This window comes from Rhizobium sp. N731 (assembly GCF_001664145.1).
Classification (GTDB): Bacteria; Pseudomonadota; Alphaproteobacteria; order Rhizobiales; family Rhizobiaceae; genus Rhizobium; species Rhizobium esperanzae.
This window is the reverse complement of sequence record NZ_CP013601.1, coordinates 627,490-645,543: the sequence shown is the minus strand read 5'-3', so window position 1 is coordinate 645,543 and position 18,054 is coordinate 627,490. Positions and strand designations below refer to the sequence as shown.

Genomic DNA, 18,054 nt, shown 5'->3' with positions numbered 1-18,054 from the left:
GTCGCCACTCACTCGGACACGAGCTGCGGATCCGTCGCAACGCGCAGCGATTCCTCCCATCACCACCATGACTACCGCCGGCGCTCCGAGCGTCCGCGTCCGACCTCGCGTCGACATCCTGAGCAGACGAATCCTGTTGACGGATATCCTACAAGTGGATATGTCTTTGGCGTCTTCATTGCAGACGGAAATGAGAAACGCATGTCGCTGAAAACTATGAAGCCCCTCACACGTGCGCCTCTTCTCCACGTCTCCGTCCAGGAAAGCCTGCGCGCCTATATCAGTGACAACGGATTGAAGCCCGGCACGCTGCTTCCGGCCGAATCCGACCTGGCGAACCAGCTCGGCGTCAGCCGCAATTCCCTGCGCGAAGGCATCAAGGCGTTGGAATCGCTGGGTGTGCTGGAATCGCGCCGAGGCGTCGGCATCTTCGTAAAGGCATTCTCATTCGAGCCGCTGCTCGACAATCTCGCTTATGGCCTCGGCGGCGCTTTGCGCCAGATCGAAGAAGTGATCGAGATCCGCCGCACCCTCGAAGTCGGGCTGATCGGCAAGACGCTTGAGATGATCGGCGACGACGATATCGCCGAGCTGCGCGCCACGGTGGAGCGCATGCGGGTGCATGCGGAGCGTGGACAATCCTTTGCCGACGAAGACCAGCTTTTTCATACGCTGCTGTTCCGCTGCCAGAACAACGAGACCCTTGCCCGGCTGATCGATGTGTTCTGGCTCGCCTTCTACAAGGCGTCCGATTTCGTCAACCTCGACAATGTCGACCCCGTCGCGACCTGGAGGGATCACGCGGCGATCGTCGATGCCATCGAGGCAAGGGATGTCGCCGAAGCGCAGAAGCGCCTGGACCGCCATTATGACGGCATTTCCCGGGTGATCGCAGCCAATAAGAAACGTGCAAATGTGGGAGGAGCACAATGAAACGACTAAACGGACTATCATCCGCCATCGCGCTCGCTGCGATGATGGCGACAACCGTCATCCCGGCCTTTACCGGCCCCGCGCAGGCAGCCACACTGTCGGGCGGCTTCGATGTCGGGCCCGGCGGTTTTCAGGGCAATTTCAACCCGCTTGCCGCGACGGGCGGCTTCACCTGGCTCAGCGTCTATTTCGAGCCGCTGGTCACCTATGACGAGAAGCTCGAAAAGGTCGTCGGGCAGCTTGCCTCGTCCCACGAGGTCAGTCCCGACCAGCTGACCTACACGTTCAAGCTAGCCGACGCGAAATGGCATGACGGCAAGCCCTTCACGGCGAAGGACGCCAAGTTCACCATCGAGCTTGCCAAGAATGCCAAGGCAGGCTCGGTCCTCGCAGCTCGGCTGAGTGCCGTTTCCTCGGTCGAGGCCAAGGACGACAAGACCCTGGTCATCAAACTCTCGGCCCCATCCGCAAGCCTGATGGACACGCTGACGAAGGTGATGATGCTGCCGGAGCACGCGCTTTCGCAGATCCCTGCGGATCAGCTTGCCAAGAACACATGGTGGTCAACCTCGCCGATCGGCACCGGGCCGTTCAAGTTCAGCAAATATGTCACCGATCAATATGTCGAACTTGTCGCCAACACCGACTACCGAGGCGGCAAGCCGGCGATCGAAAAGATCATCAACCGCTATTTCGCCAATCCGGCTGCGGCGATTGCCGCGCTGCGGGCCGGCGAAATCCAGTTCACCTACGTCGATTCCAACGATTTGAAGGCCTTCAACGACAACAAGGATTTCCGCGTCATCGAAGGAAACTCCTTCGTTGTCAACTATCTCGGCTTCAACCACGACTCGCCGATCTGGAAGGATGTTCGGGTCCGTCAGGCGGTGATGTACGCGATCAATCGCGATGCGATCATCCAGAGCCTCTACGGCGGCGCGGCCAAACCGGCAAACTGCGCTTATATCGCCGACCAGGTGGTGCCGAAGGACATCGAGACCTATGCCTACGATCCGGAAAAGGCCAAGCAGCTGCTGAAAGAGGCCGGCTGGGACCAGATCAACGGCAACAAGCCGATAACCCTTCTGACCTATTACACGACGCCGCTTGCCGCCAATGTCATGGCCGCCGTCCAGGCGATGCTGGCCCAGGTCGGCATCAACGTCACGCCGCGCGCCGTCGACACCCCGACCTATAACAGCATCGTGCTGAACCCGACGCCTGACGTCGCACAGTTCCAGATGGTTTATGCCGGCCTGCAGAACGGCCCGGATCCCGGCAGCATCAATGTCGGCCTCAATGAAAAGCAGATCCCACCGGCGGGCCCCAACGTCGCGCGCGTGCGCATGCCGGTGCTGACGGCCGCTCTCGACGCAGCGCTTGGCGAGACGGATGCCGCGAAGCGTGACGCCCGCTATCAGGACGTCTGCAAGGTGATGAACAAGGAACTGCCCTGGGGTCCGCTGTGGGTGGCGAAACGTTATGGCGTCGCCTCCGCCAGGCTGAAGGACTTCATCTGGACGCCTGCCCCCGGCGGCGGCCCGTACCAGGCGCATCCAGAGAAATGGGCGATCGCCGAATAGGGCGTAACGCATCCTGAGAAGCAAAGGGGCGGCCGGGTCACTGCAGCGCCGCGCGTCTTTCGAGGCGCTGTGGGCCGCCCGCACAGGAATGGATTTCATGCTGAGATACAGTCTCCGGCGCCTGCTGATCGGAGTGGGCATGCTGCTTGCACTGAGCGTACTGATCTTCGCCATGCTGCGCCTCACGCCCGGCGATCCGATCGACGCCTATATCGATCCCAATATTCCGATGTCCTCGTCGGATCTTGCCGAGCTGCGCGCCACGCTCGGACTCGATCAGCCGCTGCCGGTGCAGTACCTTGGCTGGCTGCGGCAGGCGCTGACGGGCAATCTCGGCTATTCGATCAAGCGGCCCGACCAGCCGGTGCTCGGCCTCGTGCTCTCGCGCGTCGGCCCGACAGTGCTCCTGATGGGATCGGCGATTGCGATCGCGATCGTTGCCGGCATCGCGACCGGCATCGTCGGTGCGGTTCGCCGCAATTCCGTCGCCGACCTGTCATTGTCTGTCTTCGCAGTCACCGGTATTTCCAGCCCGCCCTTCCTCAGCGCTCTTGTCGGCCTCTATCTCTTTTCGGTCTATTTCAACTGGATGCCCTCCGGCGGCATGCTGACACCAGGTCAGGAATTCTCCGTCGCCGACCTTCTCCATCACCTGATCCTGCCCGCGACACTGCTGGCCGTCGCGCAGACAGCGCTGATCATGCGCTATATGCGCGCTTCCATGCTGGAGGTCCTGAACCAGGACTATGTGCGCACCGCGCGCGCTAAGGGCGTCTTCGAATTCTGGGTCATTACCAAGCATGCGCTGCGCAATGCGCTGCTTCCCGTCATCACGCTGATCGGCTCGACGATCGGCCTTGCGATCGGCGGCGCGATCTTCATCGAAAGCGTCTTCAACTGGCCCGGCATGGGCCTGCTCATGGTCGATGCGGTGGAGGGCCGCGACTATCCTGTTATCATGGGTTCGACGCTCATGATCGGCGCCTGCGTCATCCTCGTCAATCTTCTGACCGACCTTGCCTATGCGGTGGTCGATCCGCGGATCAAGGTGGGCTGAGCGATGCTGGCGCGAAGCCCTGCCCGCAGTCCGGGCCCGATCGTACGCTCCCTGCATCGCTTCCTGCTCAACCGGACCGCCCTGCTTGGCCTCTGCATGATTGCGCTGATGATCGTCGCGATCCTTTCCTATCCGCTGTGGTGGAGCTTCAAGCCCAACGACATCGATCTGCTGACAATGAATGCCCAGCCGGGGCCGACACACTGGTTCGGCACCGATGGAGTCGGCCGCGACATCCTCGCCCGCGTCCTGGACGGTGGCCGCATTTCGCTGCTGGTGGCCCTCACATCGACCGTCATTTCCGCCATTATCGGCTTCCTGATCGGCGCCGTCTCGGCGCTTGCCGGCCGCTTGGCGGATGCGGTCACCATGCGTTTCGTCGATCTCGTCATGACGCTGCCGCCGGTCATCTTCCTGCTGGTGCTCGCCTCGATCGCCGGCACCGGCATCTGGCCGACGGTCTTCGTGATCTCGCTGCTCTCCTGGCCTCTGCTGGCGCGAATGGTGCGCTCGCGGCTGCTGGAACTTCGCGAACGTGACTTCGTGATGGCGGCAAGAGGCATGGGGGCGGGCCTGCCGCATCTCCTCCTCCGCCACGGCCTGCCGAATTCGATCGACATCCTCGTCGTCTTCGCGACGCTGCAGATCGCCAATGCCATCCTGCTCGAGGCCGGACTTTCCTTCCTCGGGCTCGGCATTGCGCCGCCGGCGGCAAGCTGGGGCAACATGCTGAATGCGGCCCGCTCTACCGCCGTGCTCGAACAATACCCCTGGCAGTGGCTGTTTCCCGGCGGGTTCCTGGTGCTTGCCGTCCTTGCAATCAACTTCATTGGCGATGGTCTTCGCGATGCCTTCGACCCTCGCGCCGAATTAAACTGACGATCGAAAGAAAGCGAAAATGAGCAAATTCAAGGGTGTCGTTCCTCCCGTCATAACCCCGCTGAACAAGGATCACACAGTCGATTACCCGTCCTACACCCGGGTGCTCGAAAACCTGATCGAAGCCGGATGTCATGGCCTGTTCGTGCTCGGCTCGACCAGCGAGGTGATCTTCCACGACGAAAAGACCCGGCAGGACATCATCGAGCATTCGGCAAAAGTCGTCGACGGTCGCGTACCGCTGATCGTCGGCGTCATCGACCCGACCACCGACAGGGTCATCAACCATGCCAGGACCGCGAAATCGGCCGGCGCCGACGCGGTTGTCGTCACGGCGCCGTTCTATACGGTCACCAGCCAGGCCGAGATCATCGATCACTTCCGCTATATCCGCGATGCCGTCGACGTACCGCTGATTGCCTATGACATTCCGGTCTGCGTGCATGTGAAACTGCAGCGCCAGACCAGCGTGACGCTTGCGAAAGAGGGAACGATCATCGGCATCAAGGATTCGAGCGGCGACGACGGCAATTTCCGTTACGTGCTGCTCGATCTCGCCGACCACAAGGACGTCTTCCTGATGACCGGCTCCGAAATCGTCGTCGATACGGCGCTGCAGATGGGCGCCCACGGCGTCGTGCCCGGCATCGCCAATGTCGATCCGCATGGCTATGTCAGGCTCTGGAATGCTGCCCAGCGAGGGGACTGGGTCGCGGCCCGCGAGGAGCAGGAGCGCCTCTGCCGGCTCTTCGAGATCGTCTGGGTCGGTGCGGGCCGTGTCAGCGGCGGCGCCGCCGGCATCGGCGCCTTCAAGGCGGCGATGAAGAGCCTCGGCATTATCGAAACGGCGCTGATGCCGCGCCCGCGGGCGGCGCTCAACGAGGCCGAAACCGCAAGGATCGACGAGATCCTGCGCGCGACCGGCCTGCTTGCCTGATGGATGCCATGCCACAGAGCGCCGCCACCATTCTCGACATCAAGGGGCTGCGGACCGTCTTCCGCATCCGCTCGGGCGAGGTGACGGCGGTCAACGCCATCGATCTCAGCGTGGCTGCGGGCGAGACGCTGGCGCTGGTCGGCGAGTCCGGTTCGGGCAAATCGGTCACCAGCCTTTCGGTCATGCGGCTCCTGACCCGCAATATCGGCGCGATCGCCGCCGGCCGCATCGATCTGAAGCGCAAGAATGGCAGCGTCAGCAACCTTGTCTCACTCGGCGAACAGGAGATGCGCGCCATCCGCGGCAATGATATCGGCATGGTCTTCCAGGAGCCGATGTCGAGCCTCAACCCGGTCTACACCATCGGCGACCAGATTTCCGAGCCGATCCGCATCCACCGCGGGGCGGACCGGAAGGCCGCGATGGATGCGGCGGTCGCCCTTCTCGATAGCGTCGGCATTCCCGATGCCCGGCGCCGCGCCGGTCAATATCCGCACGAGCTCTCCGGCGGCATGCGCCAGCGCGCCACGATCGCCATGGCCCTCGCCTGCGACCCGACGCTGCTGATCGCCGACGAGCCGACGACGGCGCTCGACGTCACCATTCAGGCGCAGATTCTGGCCCTCCTGCAGAAGCTGCAGCGCGAACGCGGCATGGCCATGCTCTTCATCACCCATAATCTCGGCGTCGTCGCCGAAATCGCGCATCGGGTGGCGGTGATGTATGCCGGGCGGATCGTCGAGACCGGGCCAGTGGCCGAGGTTTTCCGCAATCCGAGACATCCCTATACGATCGGCCTGATGGCCTCGATGCCGAAACTCGGCGATGCAAGCCGGATGAAGCAGGCGGGTGAAAGGCTGGCGGCCATTCCTGGCGTCGTGCCGAGCCTGATGAACATGCCGGCCGGCTGCGCTTTCCAGCCGCGCTGCCGATTTGCCGTCGACGCCTGTCGCGCGGCTGTGCCGCCGCTTGCCGAGGTCAATCCGCGCCACCAGAGCCGCTGCATTCGCTGGCAGGAGATCCGATGAGCGAACCCCTTCTCTCCGTCCGCGGCCTTGGGAAACATTATACGTCCCGCGGGACCAGACTGACCATTCTGCAGGCCGTATCCTTCGATATCGGCAAGGGCGAGGTCGTCGGGCTGGTCGGCGAATCCGGCAGCGGCAAGACGACGATCGGCCGATCGGTCCTCCGGCTGGTCGAGCCGTCGGCCGGCAGCGTCCGCTTCGATGGCGTCGAACTCACCACCTTGTCCTCATCCGAAATGCGGCGTCTGCGGCCGCGGATGCAATATATTTTTCAAGACCCGTTCGCGAGCCTGTCGCCGCGCATGACGATCGGGGAAATCCTGACCGAGGGATTGAAGATCCAGGGCCTGGGGACGGCAAGAGAGAGATTGGAACGCGCCCGCCGGGCGCTCGAACAGGTCGATCTTCCGCCGGAGGCCGTCAACCGGTACGCCCACGAATTCTCGGGCGGCCAGCGGCAGCGGATCGGCATCGCCCGCGCGCTGACGCTCGCGCCGGAATTTATCGTCGCCGACGAGCCGGTCTCGGCGCTCGATGTCTCGATCCAGGCGCAGGTGATCAACCTTCTGCGTGACCTGCAGCAGCGACTTGGCCTGACCATGCTGTTCATCAGTCACGATCTCGCCGTGGTCGAATATATCTGCGACCGGGTGATCGTCCTCTATCTCGGCCGGATCATGGAAATCGCGCCAAGCGCTGCGCTTTATGCCAGGCCGCTGCATCCCTATACGCGGGCGCTTCTCTCGGCGATCCCCTCGCCCGATCCCGATGCGCCGCGCGATCGGCAGATCCTGAAGGGCGATATTCCGAGCCCCGCCGATCCGCCGAGCGGTTGCGTCTTCCGCACGCGCTGTCCGAACGCCCTGCCCGCCTGCGGCGAGACCGTGCCGGAGCTGCGCGAAATGCAGCCCGGGCATTTCAAGGCGTGCATCCGTGATGACCTGAACTGAAGGACGTGCAATGACCACCACAACCCGCCGCCACCCGATCGCCGGCAACTGGGCTAGCCTGCTGCTACCGATCGCCGAAGACGACAGCATCGATTTCGAAAAGCTCGCCGAGGAAATCGACATACTGATCGCCGCCGGCGTCGACGGCATCTATTCGAACGGTACGGCGGGAGAATTCCACAATCAGACGGAAGCCGAGTACGAGCGAATTCAGGACGTGCTGGCGTCGCGTTGCCGCGCGGCCGGAATGCCGTTCGTCATCGGCGCCTGCCAGCCGGATCCGATCATCATGCTCGATCGGCTGCGCCGCGCAACTCTTCATAAGCCATTGGCGATCCAGGTGATCCTTCCCGACTGGTGGCCGCTCACCAATCTCGAAGCCACCGATTTCCTGAAGCGCGCATCGGAGGCGGCGGAAGGAATCCCGTTCATCCTTTACAATCCGCCGCATGCGAAACGTGTCCTGTCGCCAGCCGAGCTCCGTGACGTTTGCGGCCCCTGCCCGTCAGTGGTCGGGATGAAGATCGCCGATGGAGACGACGCCTGGTATGCGCAGGCACGAGCGCATCTTTCCGAATTTTCGCTGTTCATTCCCGGCCACCATCTCGCAACCGGCATAAAGCAGGGCGTTGCTGCCGGGGCGTTTTCGAATGTTGCCTGTCTTCATCCCTGCGGCGCCCAAGCCTGGACAGAGCTGATGCACCGGAATCTGGACGCAGCGCTTGATATCGAAAGCCGCATCTGCGCCTTCATGGACGATCACATCGTCCCGTTTCGCCGTGACCGCGGCTATTCAAATGCCGCGCTCGACAAACTGCTCGCTGCGATCGGCAACTGGGGTCCGGTCACCACCAGGCTGAGATGGCCTTACCGCTTTATCGACGAGCAAGAAGCGGCAAGTCTGCGCGATCATGCGCGCATGATCATCCCGGAGCTCTTCGCTCAGTAGGTGACAAGACGGGGACCGAACGGAGCCCTGCCGGATCATGCCGGAATGCGGGAGATGACCTTGATCTCAAAATCGAAGCCCGCCAGCCAATTCACGCCGATCGCGGTCCAATTCGGATAGGGCGGCTTGCTGAAAATCTCCTGCTTGACGGCCATGATCGTTTCAAACTGGTTCTCGGGATCGGTATGGAACGTCGTCACATCCACTATGTCGTCAAAGCTACAGCTTGCAGCTTCCAGTGTCGCCTTGAGATTTTCGAAAGCCAGCCGGACCTGACGCTGGAAGTCCGGTTCAGGTGTTCCATCGGAACGGCTGCCGACCTGGCCGGAGACGAACAGAAGATCGCCGGTTCGGATGGCGGCCGAATAACCATGGTCCTCGTAAAGGGCATGTCTGTTCGCCGGAAAGATTGCTTCGCGTCGGTTCATTGTCGATCTCGCTTCCTCATCGTTGATAAGACACCACCAGCGCAGCAGGGCTTTGCAAGAGCTTCACAGATCGCCTCGCCATGTGATATACGGTGCGTATGTGAAATAGTCGCATACGCACCGTATGTCAACATTATATACGGCCCGTATGTGAAATTGGAGATGAGATGGCAAAGAAACGCAGCGAGACGATGGAGGAAAATCGTGTGAAGCTGATCGCGGCTGCCCGAAAGGCCTTTGCCGAGAAGGGATATGCCGCCGCTTCGATGGACGAGCTGACTGCCGAAGCCGGCCTGACGCGGGGAGCGCTCTACCACAACTTCGGAGACAAGCGTGGGCTGCTTGCCGCCGTTGTCGATCAGATCGACACGGAAATGGCGTCGCGCGCAAAGGAGATCGGCGCCCGCGCGAGTGATGATTGGCAGGGCCTGCTCGCCGAGGGCGCAGCTTATATCGAAATGGCGCTTGATCCGGAGGTCCAGCGCATCGTCCTGCTCGATGGGCCTGCCGTGCTGGGTGATCCTTCACAATGGCCGAGCCAGAGCAGTTGTCTTCAGGCAACCAGGCAGACAATCGAGCGCCTGATCGTCCAGGGCGCCCTCAAGCCGGTCGACGCGGAAGCAGCCGCCCGGCTGCTCAACGGCGCTGCGCTCAATGCCGCCCTCTGGATCGCGGCGAGCGACCAGCCGCAGGATGTGTTGCCAAGAGCTGTCGAGGCCTTCGACGCCTTGGCTGCCGGCCTTCTCAAGACGTCCGCGTGAGCTTCCGATATACTGGCGGCAAACTGGGAATCTTGTTGGGGGAGATGCAGTGCGGATTGGCTCACACCATCGTCTGTCACCAATAGCTCCCGAAAACCAGAAGAATTGCGCCGACCGCGATGACAACCATCGCCGGCCAGTTCCGCGCCAAGCTGAGGAACCTCAGGCCTTGGCGCCGCGGTTCGAGCGTGGCGCCGCCCTGCGGCATCAGGTGGGGATCACTCGGCTTTCGACGAAGCGCCGGCCGAAGGAGAAAAAGAAGGCCGCCGATTATGAGAGCGGCACCGATCAGAACTGCCCACATCGTCGCCTCCGCCGGGGACACGGACGTGAGTTAAACCGCATCCGGCCTCAATTGTTCCGTAACATGCTCAAATCGCTCGCGACGCGCAGGGCGGCATACCCTCGAGCGGCTTCCGTTAAAAGGTGAACCGCTCTAAAGGGATTTGTCACCGCCTGAGCAAACATGTATTCGAACTCGAAAATCCTTGCCTGACCGTGGCGGCTGTTCTGCCGCGCACAAACCGAACGCGATTGCAAATGACTGAACATGCCATGACCTGGGGGATCGCCGGCCTCACTGCGATGGGCGTCGTCGTCCGTCCCTTTCGGTGGCCGGAAGCGATCTGGGCCGTTTTCGGCGCTCTGCTCCTGCTCGCCTTCCGCCTGCTTGGACCCCATGATGCCCTGGCAGGCGTTGCCAAGGGCGGCGATGTTTATCTCTTTCTGATCGGCATGATGCTGCTGTCGGAACTTGCCCGGCGCGAAGGCCTGTTCGACTGGATCGCCTCCATTGCAATCGCGTACGCCCAGGGATCACCCCGGCGTCTCTTCGTGCTCGTCTATCTTGTCGGCGTGATTGTCACCGTCTTTCTTTCCAACGATGCGACGGCCGTGGTGCTGACGCCGGCCGTCTATGCCGCCTGCCGGACGGCGCGTGTCAAAGACCCGATGCCTTATCTGCTGATCTGCGCCTTCATTGCCAATGCCGCGAGCTTCGTCCTGCCGATTTCCAACCCGGCTAATCTGGTTATCTTTGCCGGCGGTGATATGCCGCCGCTCTCCCGCTGGCTGTCGACATTCATGCTGCCGTCGATCATTTCGATCGTCGCCACGTTCCTCTGCCTCTACTGGACGCAACGCCGCGCCCTTGCAGAAGACACTCTTGCCGCCGACACGCAGCAACCGCCCCTCTCCCGCAGCGCCCGCCTCGCGGGATGGGGAATCCTGCTGACGGCCATCGTTCTCATCACGGCGTCGGCCATGCATGTCGACCTCGGCGTGCCGACCTTTGTTGCGGGCACGATCACCACCGCGATCGTTCTGATGCTGACGCGGCAAAGCCCGGCCGAGACGATGAAGGGCATCAGCTGGAGCGTTCTGCCGCTGGTCGCCGGCCTGTTCGTCATCGTCGAATCGCTCGATCATACCGGGCTGACGAACATTCTCTCCGATCAGCTGGCTGCGCTTGCCTCGGCCTCGCAATCGCAGGCGATCGGCGTGGCGGGCCTGCTCGTCGGCGTGATCTGCAACCTCGTGAACAATCTTCCTGCCGGCCTGCTTGCCGGCAGCGTGGTGCAGGCCGCAGGTGTCTCCGACAAGATCGCCGGCGCCGTGCTGATCGGCGTCGATCTCGGACCCAATCTGTCGGTGACGGGGTCGCTGGCGACGATCTTGTGGCTGTCTGCCCTGCGCCGCGAAGGCCTGCATATCGGCGCCTGGACGTTTCTAAAACTCGGAACCGTCGTCATGTTCCCCGCACTCATTCTGTCTCTGGGGTCGCTCCTCCTGTTTTGAGTCCAAGCTCGCTAGAAGATGGCTCAACGAGGGAAAAGAAAGCGTCATCCCGAAGATAGCGAAATCTGCTCTGCGGCGTACCCTAGAGCGGTTCAGCTTTTCACGGATGCGCAGAACCGCTACCTTTTAGTTTAGGCAATTATCCGGTGAAACGGCCCGAGAGCCTTCGTGCGGGCAGTTTCCGAAGCAAGGATGACTGCGCACCGAATGCGACGCATTCAAACGACTGACGGCCATTCAGCGGGAGGATCGATGATGGGCATCATCGACGAGCGTGAAGAAGCACTCGAGAAAGAGTACATCGTGAAGCTCGAGCGTTCGTTCCATATCCGGGCGAGGCGCGACCGGATGCTGGCACGCTGGGCGGCCGAGCTCATCGGACGAACCGACTTCGACATCTATTTCGACGAAGTCATTTCCGCCGGGTTGCTGGAGTCAGGGGATGAGAACGTCTTCAGAAAGATTCTCAGCGACCTGCAATATGCAGACGTCGCGATCAGCGCTCAGACGGTTCGCGAGAAAATGAAGCAGCTTCTGCCTGAAGCGGCAAGGTCCCTCGCCGAGGCCGGCTAAAGCCTTTCAGGGTGAGTGCGCCAGGCTGCCGGCACTTTCGTGCAGGAGACATCTCATGACAGCTGCCATTCCGGTGGCGTCTCCAGACATACCGGTTTCGCCACCGGCCGCTCTTTGATTGCTGTCAGGACAGTCTCCCTCTTCCATCTGGGTCAACGGGACTGCTCTTTGCGATGGATCAACGTGCGCGGCGTGCATCACCTGCATTATCCGCGCCGGACAATCATCGTGAAGGGACGAAGATCATGACGAGCAAGATGATGAAGGCGGCAGTGGTTCGGGAGTTCGGCAAGCCGCTCGCAATCGAATGCGTGCCGGTGCCTGTTCCGGGCCCGGGGGAGATCCTGGTGAAGGTCGTTGCCTGCGGAGTATGCCATACCGACCTGCACGCCGCTGAGGGCGATTGGCCGGTCAAGCCGCTGCCGCCCTTCATTCCCGGTCACGAAGCGGCCGGGGTCGTTGCTGCTCTCGGTCCCGGCGTCACCGAATTCAAGGAAGGCGATGCCGTCGGCGTCGCCTGGCTGCACGATGCCTGCCTGCGCTGCGAATATTGCGAAACCGGTTGGGAAACCCTCTGCGAACACCAGCACAATACCGGCTACAGCTGCAATGGCGGCTTTGCCGAATATGTCATCGCGTCGGCCGCTTTCGCCGCCCGCCTTCCTGCAGACGTCGACTTTGCCAAGATCGCGCCAATCCTCTGCGCCGGTGTCACGACCTATAAAGGGCTGAAGGAAACCGAAGCGCGGCCCGGCGAATGGGTGGCGATATCGGGCGTCGGCGGCCTCGGCCATGTCGCGATCCAATATGCCAAGGCGATGGGTCTCAAGGTGGTCGCTCTCGATGTCGCTGCCGCCAAGCTCGACCTTGCCCGCCAGGTCGGCGCCGATCTCGCGCTCAACGCACGCGCCGAAGACACCGTCGAAAAGGTGCTGAAGGCAACGAGCGGCGGTGCGCATGGCGTTCTCGTCACCGCCGTCTCGCCGCCTGCCTTCTCGCAGGCACTCGGCATGGTGCGTCGCAAAGGCACCGTCAGCCTCGTCGGCCTGCCGCCGGGCAACTTCCCGACGCCGATCTTCGACGTCGTGCTGAAGCGCATCACCGTACGCGGCTCGATCGTCGGCACGCGCCGCGACCTCGATGAAGCGCTGGCTTTCGCCATCGAAGGCAAGGTTCACGCCGAAATCTCCAAGGCGCCGCTCGATAACATCAACGATATTTTTGCCGATCTCAAAGCGGGAACGATCGAGGGCCGCACGGTGCTCGATATCGCAGGAGAGGCGAGCATCTTCGCAGCGCGGGACCAGTCCGCAGCATAGCTGGCGCGCTGCGCGTCTCCGCCGCGCGGCGGAGACACCTTCGCTTCGAAAACCAGAGCGCCTCGGCCCGGCCGATCCGGTGAGCGGGGCAAGGCGCCCACTCTTTGGGCCGAGATCGAAGCGCTGGGCCGGGAAGGAATTCAAAGGCCATGAGATGGTCGAGCGCGTGGTCGCCGCTGACGCCTTGACGACGGACGGTTCTACGCCAGCGTCTTTCCCGTCCGGCGCAGGCCTTTCATGCCAGCTGAGCGTCTGCTCGGGGAAAGGAGGCGTGTGGCCGCCGCGTCATTTGCGGCGCTGCAAGACAAACGGATCAACCGCAATCTTGCCCCCGCCGAACACGACCAATGCCAGCGCCATTGCCGCCCAGGGCAGGTGAAAGTTGGCCCAGCCCTCCGGGATGGTGAGCTGGATGATCGCCGTCATCAGCAGCAGACCGAGGGCAGCGAAGCGGGTGGCCAAGCCGAGGATCAGCAGAATTGGCAGAACCAGTTCTCCAATTCCGGCGGCCGTCGCCATCGTCAGAGGAAACGGGTAGGCGACTGCGCTGCCGAAGATATGAAGCTTGAACTCCTGCTCGAAAAGATATCTTGCGCCCGATGAAAGCGTCAGGAAGTCGTCCCATTTCGTCAGCCCCGACTTGAAGAAGGGAATAGCCAGCGCAAAACGCAATGCCAGCAGCGGCAGCGACCTGGGAACTGAGGCGAGCAGGCCTTCCGCGCGTGTGACGAGGGAGGCAGCGGCAGCGCCAAAGCCGTGCGAAGGGGCCACTTCGGTTTTCATGTGGAGTTTCCTTTATACTGTTGAAAGGCTCTAAACGCGCCGAAACCTGCAAGACCGACCAGCGCCGTTCCGAAATCGAATTCCCGGGCAGCCGCACATGCCGCCTCTGCCGCCTCGCCGAGAGTGGCGGCGTTGAACAAGGCGGCAGCAAAGACAGCGTCCCGCGGCGGCAGGACATGAACATTGACCGACATCTCCGGTCGCACGACCAGGACCGCTTGCCCACCCCAGTCGGAGACCGGCGAAACCACCGCCTCTTGATGTGCGCTCCAGATCGAACCAACCGGAAAACTCGACAGGATCAGGTGCGCGGATGGGTGTGGGACGAGCCGCAAATCCGAAAGCATCTCGGGCGCCACGGCTCTGAGTGCCGCAAGATCGAGAGGCGCGCTGTCGGCGGCGTGGTAAGCCTCCGTCCAGGCGGCCTCGAGCCGGGCGACATCGGGCAGATAGACAAGCGTGCCTGCAGGCTCAAAAGCTGCGATGAAGTCGGGGAAATCGTCGCCATATTCCATGATCAGCGGCGAGGCTGGCTTGTGATCCTGGGCGTAGGCTCGCGCCACGGCCGAAAAGAACTCCGAACCCACGAGCCTCTCAGTCACCGGAAAACGTTGCGCCAGCGCCTTTGTCAGCCCGACGAACACATTGTTGCGGTATACGGCAAACCGCGCCGCGTCGGGCTTGCCGCGTGCGTTGATGATGCCCTCCGGCACCGGCCGCTCGGCATGCAGCAAGGCATCGGCGAAGGCGGTTTGGTGGGTTGCGAAATCCATTGTCACGCCGCCCGGATCCGGCGCCCGCCGCGGCAAGACGTTTCGGCAGCGAGCATCGCATCCGCGCGTTTTGCCTCTGAATACAGTGTGGCGAAATCCGGAACATTATTGTCCCATTCGATCAGCGTCGGGAGTGCGCCGGTGCGCGCGAGGGTATGTTTGTAGAGCGCCAATACGTCGCTCTTCACCGCCGTCGCATGCGCGTCGATCAGCAGCCGGTCGCCGGCGGGGTCGACGGTTTCGTCGTAACCGGCAAGGTGAATCTCACCGACGAACTCGACCGGAAAACGATCTATATAGGCGGTGGCATCGAGCCGGTGGTTTACCGCCGAGACCATCACATTGTTGACGTCGAGCAGAAGGCCGCAGCCCGTCCGCTCAGCGATCGTCGCCAGAAAATCCACTTCATCGATCGTACTGTCGGCGAACAGTATATAGGTGGAAGGGTTTTCCAGCAGCAGTTGTCGCCCGAGCGCCTGTTGCGTTTCATCGACATGGTCGACGACGCGCGCCAGGGTTTCTTCCGTGTAGGGCAGCGGCAGCAAATCATTGAGAAATCCCGTGTCATGCGTCGACCAGGCCAGATGTTCGGAAAAGCTCTGAGGCCGATAGCGGTCGAGCAAGCTGCGAAGCCGCTTCAGATGCGCCTTGTCGAGCCCACGCGCCGCGCCGATCGATAAGCCGACGCCGTGCAGCGACAGCGGATAGTGTTCCGTGACGGCTTGGAGATAGCGATGCGGCGGCCCGCCTGCGCCCATGTAGTTCTCGGCATGGGCCTCGAAGAAGCCGACGTCCGGCAGATCGGCCAGAATGGTGTCATAATGCTCGGGCTTTAGACCGAGGCCGGCCCGCGCAGGCAGGAGGACAGGTCGATTTGTTGAAGCGGTCATCGCAATTCTCCCGATTTGACGAGAAAAGATGGAGGCCCGGGCATCGGGCCTCCGCTTTCCGGTCAGCCTTTGGTCGGCTCGAGCTTACCCATGTGCCCGTTGACATTCATGCTGACGCAGGTACCGGCCGGGACCGCCTTCCAGGCGTTGCCCTGATAATCCATCGTCGATGTACCTGCGCAGGTCGTGCCGGCACCGGCGGCACAATCATTGTGACCCTTGAGCGCGATGCCATAGCATTTCTCCTTGCCCACCATTTTCTCCGCCGGCAGCGGTGCGGCGAAGGCAGCAGATGAAATTGCAGTGGCGAGCGAGCCTGCGAGGGCGAGGCTGAGAGTGGAACGGTTCATGGATGGTCTCCTCTTGCAAAGATCCGCGCACCGGTCATCGGCCGCGTAATCCCTCTTTCGAGACGACGATCCCGCTTGTTACAGGCATAACGAACACGAATTGGTGATCGGCCTTCGCACGATGGTATGGTTTTGTTCGTGGGACGGTGGCGGCGCTCGTTTGGCGCAGGCGCGCCGGAGGATTTCGCGGCACCCAGCTTATGGGTATTCACCTGTGACGGCTTCAAGGACCAGTGGTCCTTCCGCCTCCAGCCTGACACGGCCCCTGCCGACGCGCGCGAGGCGGATGGGCGCCTGCTTTTCTTCGAGCCGGCGGCGCAACAGCAAGAGCCGGGTTTCGAGATTGTCCTTGATCTCCGGCATGCGTGCGCCGGCCGTCAACCGCATTTCCCGGTTGGTGAACTCGCTTCTGCCGTCGCTCAGATGCCAGTCGAGCATCAGGCGCAGCAGAGTGCCGGCAACGCCCTTCACGATGTAAGTGCCATCGATGAAGACGCTGTCATCGAAGCGGTGATGAACAACGCGGATTTCTCGGCCGGCGGCAACAGGCTCGGGCGTGCTGGTCGCAGGTCTCTGTTCGGCGGCAGCCGCTGCGCGCTCGCTGGCCCTGAGGGCGCCGGCAGCCTGTCCCGCCAGTATCTCGAGAGCAGCTTCGTCCTCTTCTCGAAAGGCGAGTCGCTCCGTGCTCTCGATGAAGAGCACGCCCGTCACCGCGCCGCCGGCGATCATGGGAACGGCAATCTGGCTCATTGCCATCGGCAAATGCGGGAAAGCGATCGTGCGCGTCGTATTTTCAGCCCCTTCCGCCTCCAGACCGATCGCTTCGCCAAACCGGCGCACACGGCTCATGTCACTGACCTTGATCGCCTGTCCACCCGCTGCCGCAGCCCCGATCAATCCGTCGCCGCCTGCGATTTCGGATCCGAGGCCCGAGCGCTCGTAGCCGATGCTGCCCATCGTGATCAGGCAGCCGCGATGGCTGTCGTGGATGAGCACGAGCGCATTGCCGCATCCGAGGACTTGCTTGACGCCGACGAGCAGGCTGTCGATGATCTCATCTGCCTCCGACTGTCGCTCGATCGCCTTGATCGCCTTGGAAAGATCAGGGAGGCTGACAGGCGCCCGGCTGCTCGGCGGCGAAGCTGTTTCCACCGGCGAGGGAACCTTCTCAATTCCGTACACCCGGAAAATATCGGCGCTCCTCAGCCGCATGACATCCGACATGCCGATCTGCGCGCTGCTCGCCTTGAGCTGGCGAGCGATCTTGTCGAACAGCGCGCCGGCATCGACCGAACGAACGAAGCCGACGTCGAGCAGGAACTGATCGCCGGTGAACCCGTCCACCAGGATCAGCGTGACCTTTGGATTGGCGCGCACATTCGCCGCCGTCTTGGCGAAGAACTGGTTGGAGAGCGCGACATGCTCCTCATCGACCCGCACCACATGGGAGAGATAGGATATGTTCGGCATGCCGTCGGCCGAGGCCGTGGCGATGATGGAGGGAATGACACCCTCGAAGCAGGCGGAAAGATCGGAAAGCCGCAGGTTCATTGGGACCGCGCGCCAACATGGGTGCCCGCCAGCATGCCGGCGAGCGGGCCGGGCGTCTGGACATATATCTCACTGATCACCAGCCGGGCGACCCGCGCCTCGCGCGCCGTCAGCCATGGCGCGATAAGACGCCGGGGGACGCCGAGCGATTCGAGCTCGTTCGTCGCCGCGGTGATGAAATGATCGGCGCGAGCGAGGTCAGAACTCTGGATCTCTTGCATGCCGGCGCTCCCCTTCAGCTGGAAACTTACATAATCCGCGGGGGTTACGAAGGTGGCGGCAACCCGCCCGGTCTGCCGGATACCGATTTCGAGCCGCGGCCACTGCCAGGCTGAAAAGATGACGTCAATCGTTTCGCGGTCTTCCAGAAGATGGAAGCCGACGCCGCGTCCCGCCGAAGGACGGCCGGTCTCGTCGGCCGCCGCGATGATGCACATCAGCGGCCTGTTGAAAAAATCGAGAAGCCTGTCGTCAAGCCTCACTGCCGTCCCCCATTGCTTGCCCCAATCCTCC

The 18,054-nt window shown here is 62.3% G+C and carries 20 protein-coding genes; 12 read left to right on the top strand and 8 right to left on the bottom strand.

All coding sequences use genetic code 11. The features are described 5' to 3' along the window. The first annotated feature begins 201 nt into the window (after positions 1 to 201). The 8 genes from AMK02_RS03205 (at position 202) to AMK02_RS03170 (ending at position 8,316) form a co-directional block, all read left to right on the top strand. A complete protein-coding gene (locus tag AMK02_RS03205) occupies positions 202 to 933 on the top strand; it encodes a FadR/GntR family transcriptional regulator (protein ID WP_064800635.1) in 732 nt (243 codons plus the stop codon). Then, a complete protein-coding gene (locus AMK02_RS03200) occupies positions 930 to 2,516 on the top strand; it encodes an ABC transporter substrate-binding protein (RefSeq protein WP_064800634.1) in 1,587 nt (528 codons plus the stop codon). The genes AMK02_RS03205 and AMK02_RS03200 overlap by 4 nt, the downstream gene beginning before the upstream one ends. A gap of 97 nt (positions 2,517 to 2,613) precedes the next feature. Then, positions 2,614 to 3,573, top strand: a complete 960-nt coding sequence (locus AMK02_RS03195; RefSeq protein ID WP_064805898.1) for an ABC transporter permease — start codon at positions 2,614 to 2,616, stop codon at positions 3,571 to 3,573. A 3-nt stretch (positions 3,574 to 3,576) separates the two neighbouring features. Next, entirely contained in the window at positions 3,577 to 4,452 is an 876-nt protein-coding gene (locus AMK02_RS03190; RefSeq protein WP_064800633.1) for an ABC transporter permease, read from the top strand. Positions 4,453 to 4,471: 19 nt separating this feature from the next. Then, entirely contained in the window at positions 4,472 to 5,389 is a 918-nt protein-coding gene (locus AMK02_RS03185) for a dihydrodipicolinate synthase family protein (protein ID WP_064800632.1), read from the top strand. After that, a complete protein-coding gene (locus tag AMK02_RS03180; protein ID WP_442966363.1) occupies positions 5,389 to 6,417 on the top strand; it encodes an ABC transporter ATP-binding protein in 1,029 nt (342 codons plus the stop codon). Before AMK02_RS03185 ends, AMK02_RS03180 begins: the two co-directional genes overlap by 1 nt. Continuing rightward, positions 6,414 to 7,367, top strand: a complete 954-nt coding sequence (locus AMK02_RS03175; protein ID WP_064800631.1) for an ABC transporter ATP-binding protein — start codon at positions 6,414 to 6,416, stop codon at positions 7,365 to 7,367. Before AMK02_RS03180 ends, AMK02_RS03175 begins: the two co-directional genes overlap by 4 nt. 10 nt (positions 7,368 to 7,377) lie before the next feature. Continuing rightward, positions 7,378 to 8,316, top strand: a complete 939-nt coding sequence (locus AMK02_RS03170; protein ID WP_064800630.1) for a dihydrodipicolinate synthase family protein — start codon at positions 7,378 to 7,380, stop codon at positions 8,314 to 8,316. A gap of 35 nt (positions 8,317 to 8,351) precedes the next feature. Here the strand turns inward: AMK02_RS03170 and AMK02_RS03165 are convergent, their stop codons facing one another. Then, positions 8,352 to 8,744 (bottom strand): RidA family protein, encoded by a 393-nt coding sequence (locus tag AMK02_RS03165; protein WP_064800629.1) that lies wholly within the window; start codon positions 8,742 to 8,744, stop codon positions 8,352 to 8,354. A 167-nt stretch (positions 8,745 to 8,911) separates the two neighbouring features. Here AMK02_RS03165 and AMK02_RS03160 point away from each other — a divergent pair, with 167 nt between their 5' ends. Further along, complete coding sequence (locus AMK02_RS03160; protein ID WP_064800628.1) at positions 8,912 to 9,505, top strand: TetR/AcrR family transcriptional regulator; 594 nt, start codon at positions 8,912 to 8,914, stop codon at positions 9,503 to 9,505. Between the two features lie 76 nt (positions 9,506 to 9,581). Here the strand turns inward: AMK02_RS03160 and AMK02_RS32010 are convergent, their stop codons facing one another. Beyond that, positions 9,582 to 9,809, bottom strand: coding sequence for a hypothetical protein (locus AMK02_RS32010; RefSeq protein WP_064800627.1), 228 nt, complete (start codon positions 9,807 to 9,809; stop codon positions 9,582 to 9,584). Positions 9,810 to 10,045: 236 nt separating this feature from the next. Between AMK02_RS32010 and AMK02_RS03150 the strand changes: the two genes are divergently transcribed. The 3 genes from AMK02_RS03150 (at position 10,046) to adhP (ending at position 13,194) form a co-directional block, all read left to right on the top strand. After that, a complete protein-coding gene (locus AMK02_RS03150) occupies positions 10,046 to 11,302 on the top strand; it encodes an arsenic transporter (protein ID WP_064800626.1) in 1,257 nt (418 codons plus the stop codon). Positions 11,303 to 11,554: 252 nt separating this feature from the next. Beyond that, positions 11,555 to 11,875, top strand: coding sequence for a DUF1476 domain-containing protein (locus AMK02_RS03145; protein WP_189636993.1), 321 nt, complete (start codon positions 11,555 to 11,557; stop codon positions 11,873 to 11,875). A gap of 245 nt (positions 11,876 to 12,120) precedes the next feature. Further along, positions 12,121 to 13,194: an alcohol dehydrogenase AdhP gene (gene adhP, locus AMK02_RS03140; protein WP_064800624.1), complete on the top strand. Its 1,074-nt coding sequence runs from the start codon at positions 12,121 to 12,123 to the stop codon at positions 13,192 to 13,194. Between the two features lie 285 nt (positions 13,195 to 13,479). On the opposite strand, the gene AMK02_RS03135 is transcribed toward adhP, so the two are convergent. The 6 genes from AMK02_RS03135 to AMK02_RS03110 all read right to left on the bottom strand — a co-directional run bounded on the left by AMK02_RS03135 (position 13,480) and on the right by AMK02_RS03110 (position 18,023). Next, entirely contained in the window at positions 13,480 to 13,977 is a 498-nt protein-coding gene (locus AMK02_RS03135) for a DoxX family protein (RefSeq protein WP_064800623.1), read from the bottom strand. Beyond that, positions 13,974 to 14,750, bottom strand: coding sequence for an HvfC/BufC N-terminal domain-containing protein (locus tag AMK02_RS03130; RefSeq protein ID WP_064805894.1), 777 nt, complete (start codon positions 14,748 to 14,750; stop codon positions 13,974 to 13,976). The genes AMK02_RS03135 and AMK02_RS03130 overlap by 4 nt, the downstream gene beginning before the upstream one ends. Before the next feature lie 2 nt (positions 14,751 to 14,752). Then, entirely contained in the window at positions 14,753 to 15,640 is an 888-nt protein-coding gene (gene bufB / locus AMK02_RS03125; protein WP_064800622.1) for an MNIO family bufferin maturase, read from the bottom strand. Between the two features lie 62 nt (positions 15,641 to 15,702). Further along, complete coding sequence (locus tag AMK02_RS03120) at positions 15,703 to 15,990, bottom strand: BufA1 family periplasmic bufferin-type metallophore (RefSeq protein WP_064800621.1); 288 nt, start codon at positions 15,988 to 15,990, stop codon at positions 15,703 to 15,705. 198 nt (positions 15,991 to 16,188) lie between these two features. Further along, positions 16,189 to 17,541 carry a pyridoxamine 5'-phosphate oxidase family protein gene (locus AMK02_RS03115; RefSeq protein WP_064800620.1) on the bottom strand — a complete coding sequence of 451 codons (1,353 nt, stop codon included), beginning with the start codon at positions 17,539 to 17,541 and terminating at the stop codon, positions 16,189 to 16,191. Further along, positions 17,538 to 18,023, bottom strand: a complete 486-nt coding sequence (locus AMK02_RS03110) for a pyridoxamine 5'-phosphate oxidase family protein (protein ID WP_082240262.1) — start codon at positions 18,021 to 18,023, stop codon at positions 17,538 to 17,540. Before AMK02_RS03110 ends, AMK02_RS03115 begins: the two co-directional genes overlap by 4 nt. Positions 18,024 to 18,054 lie beyond the last annotated feature (31 nt).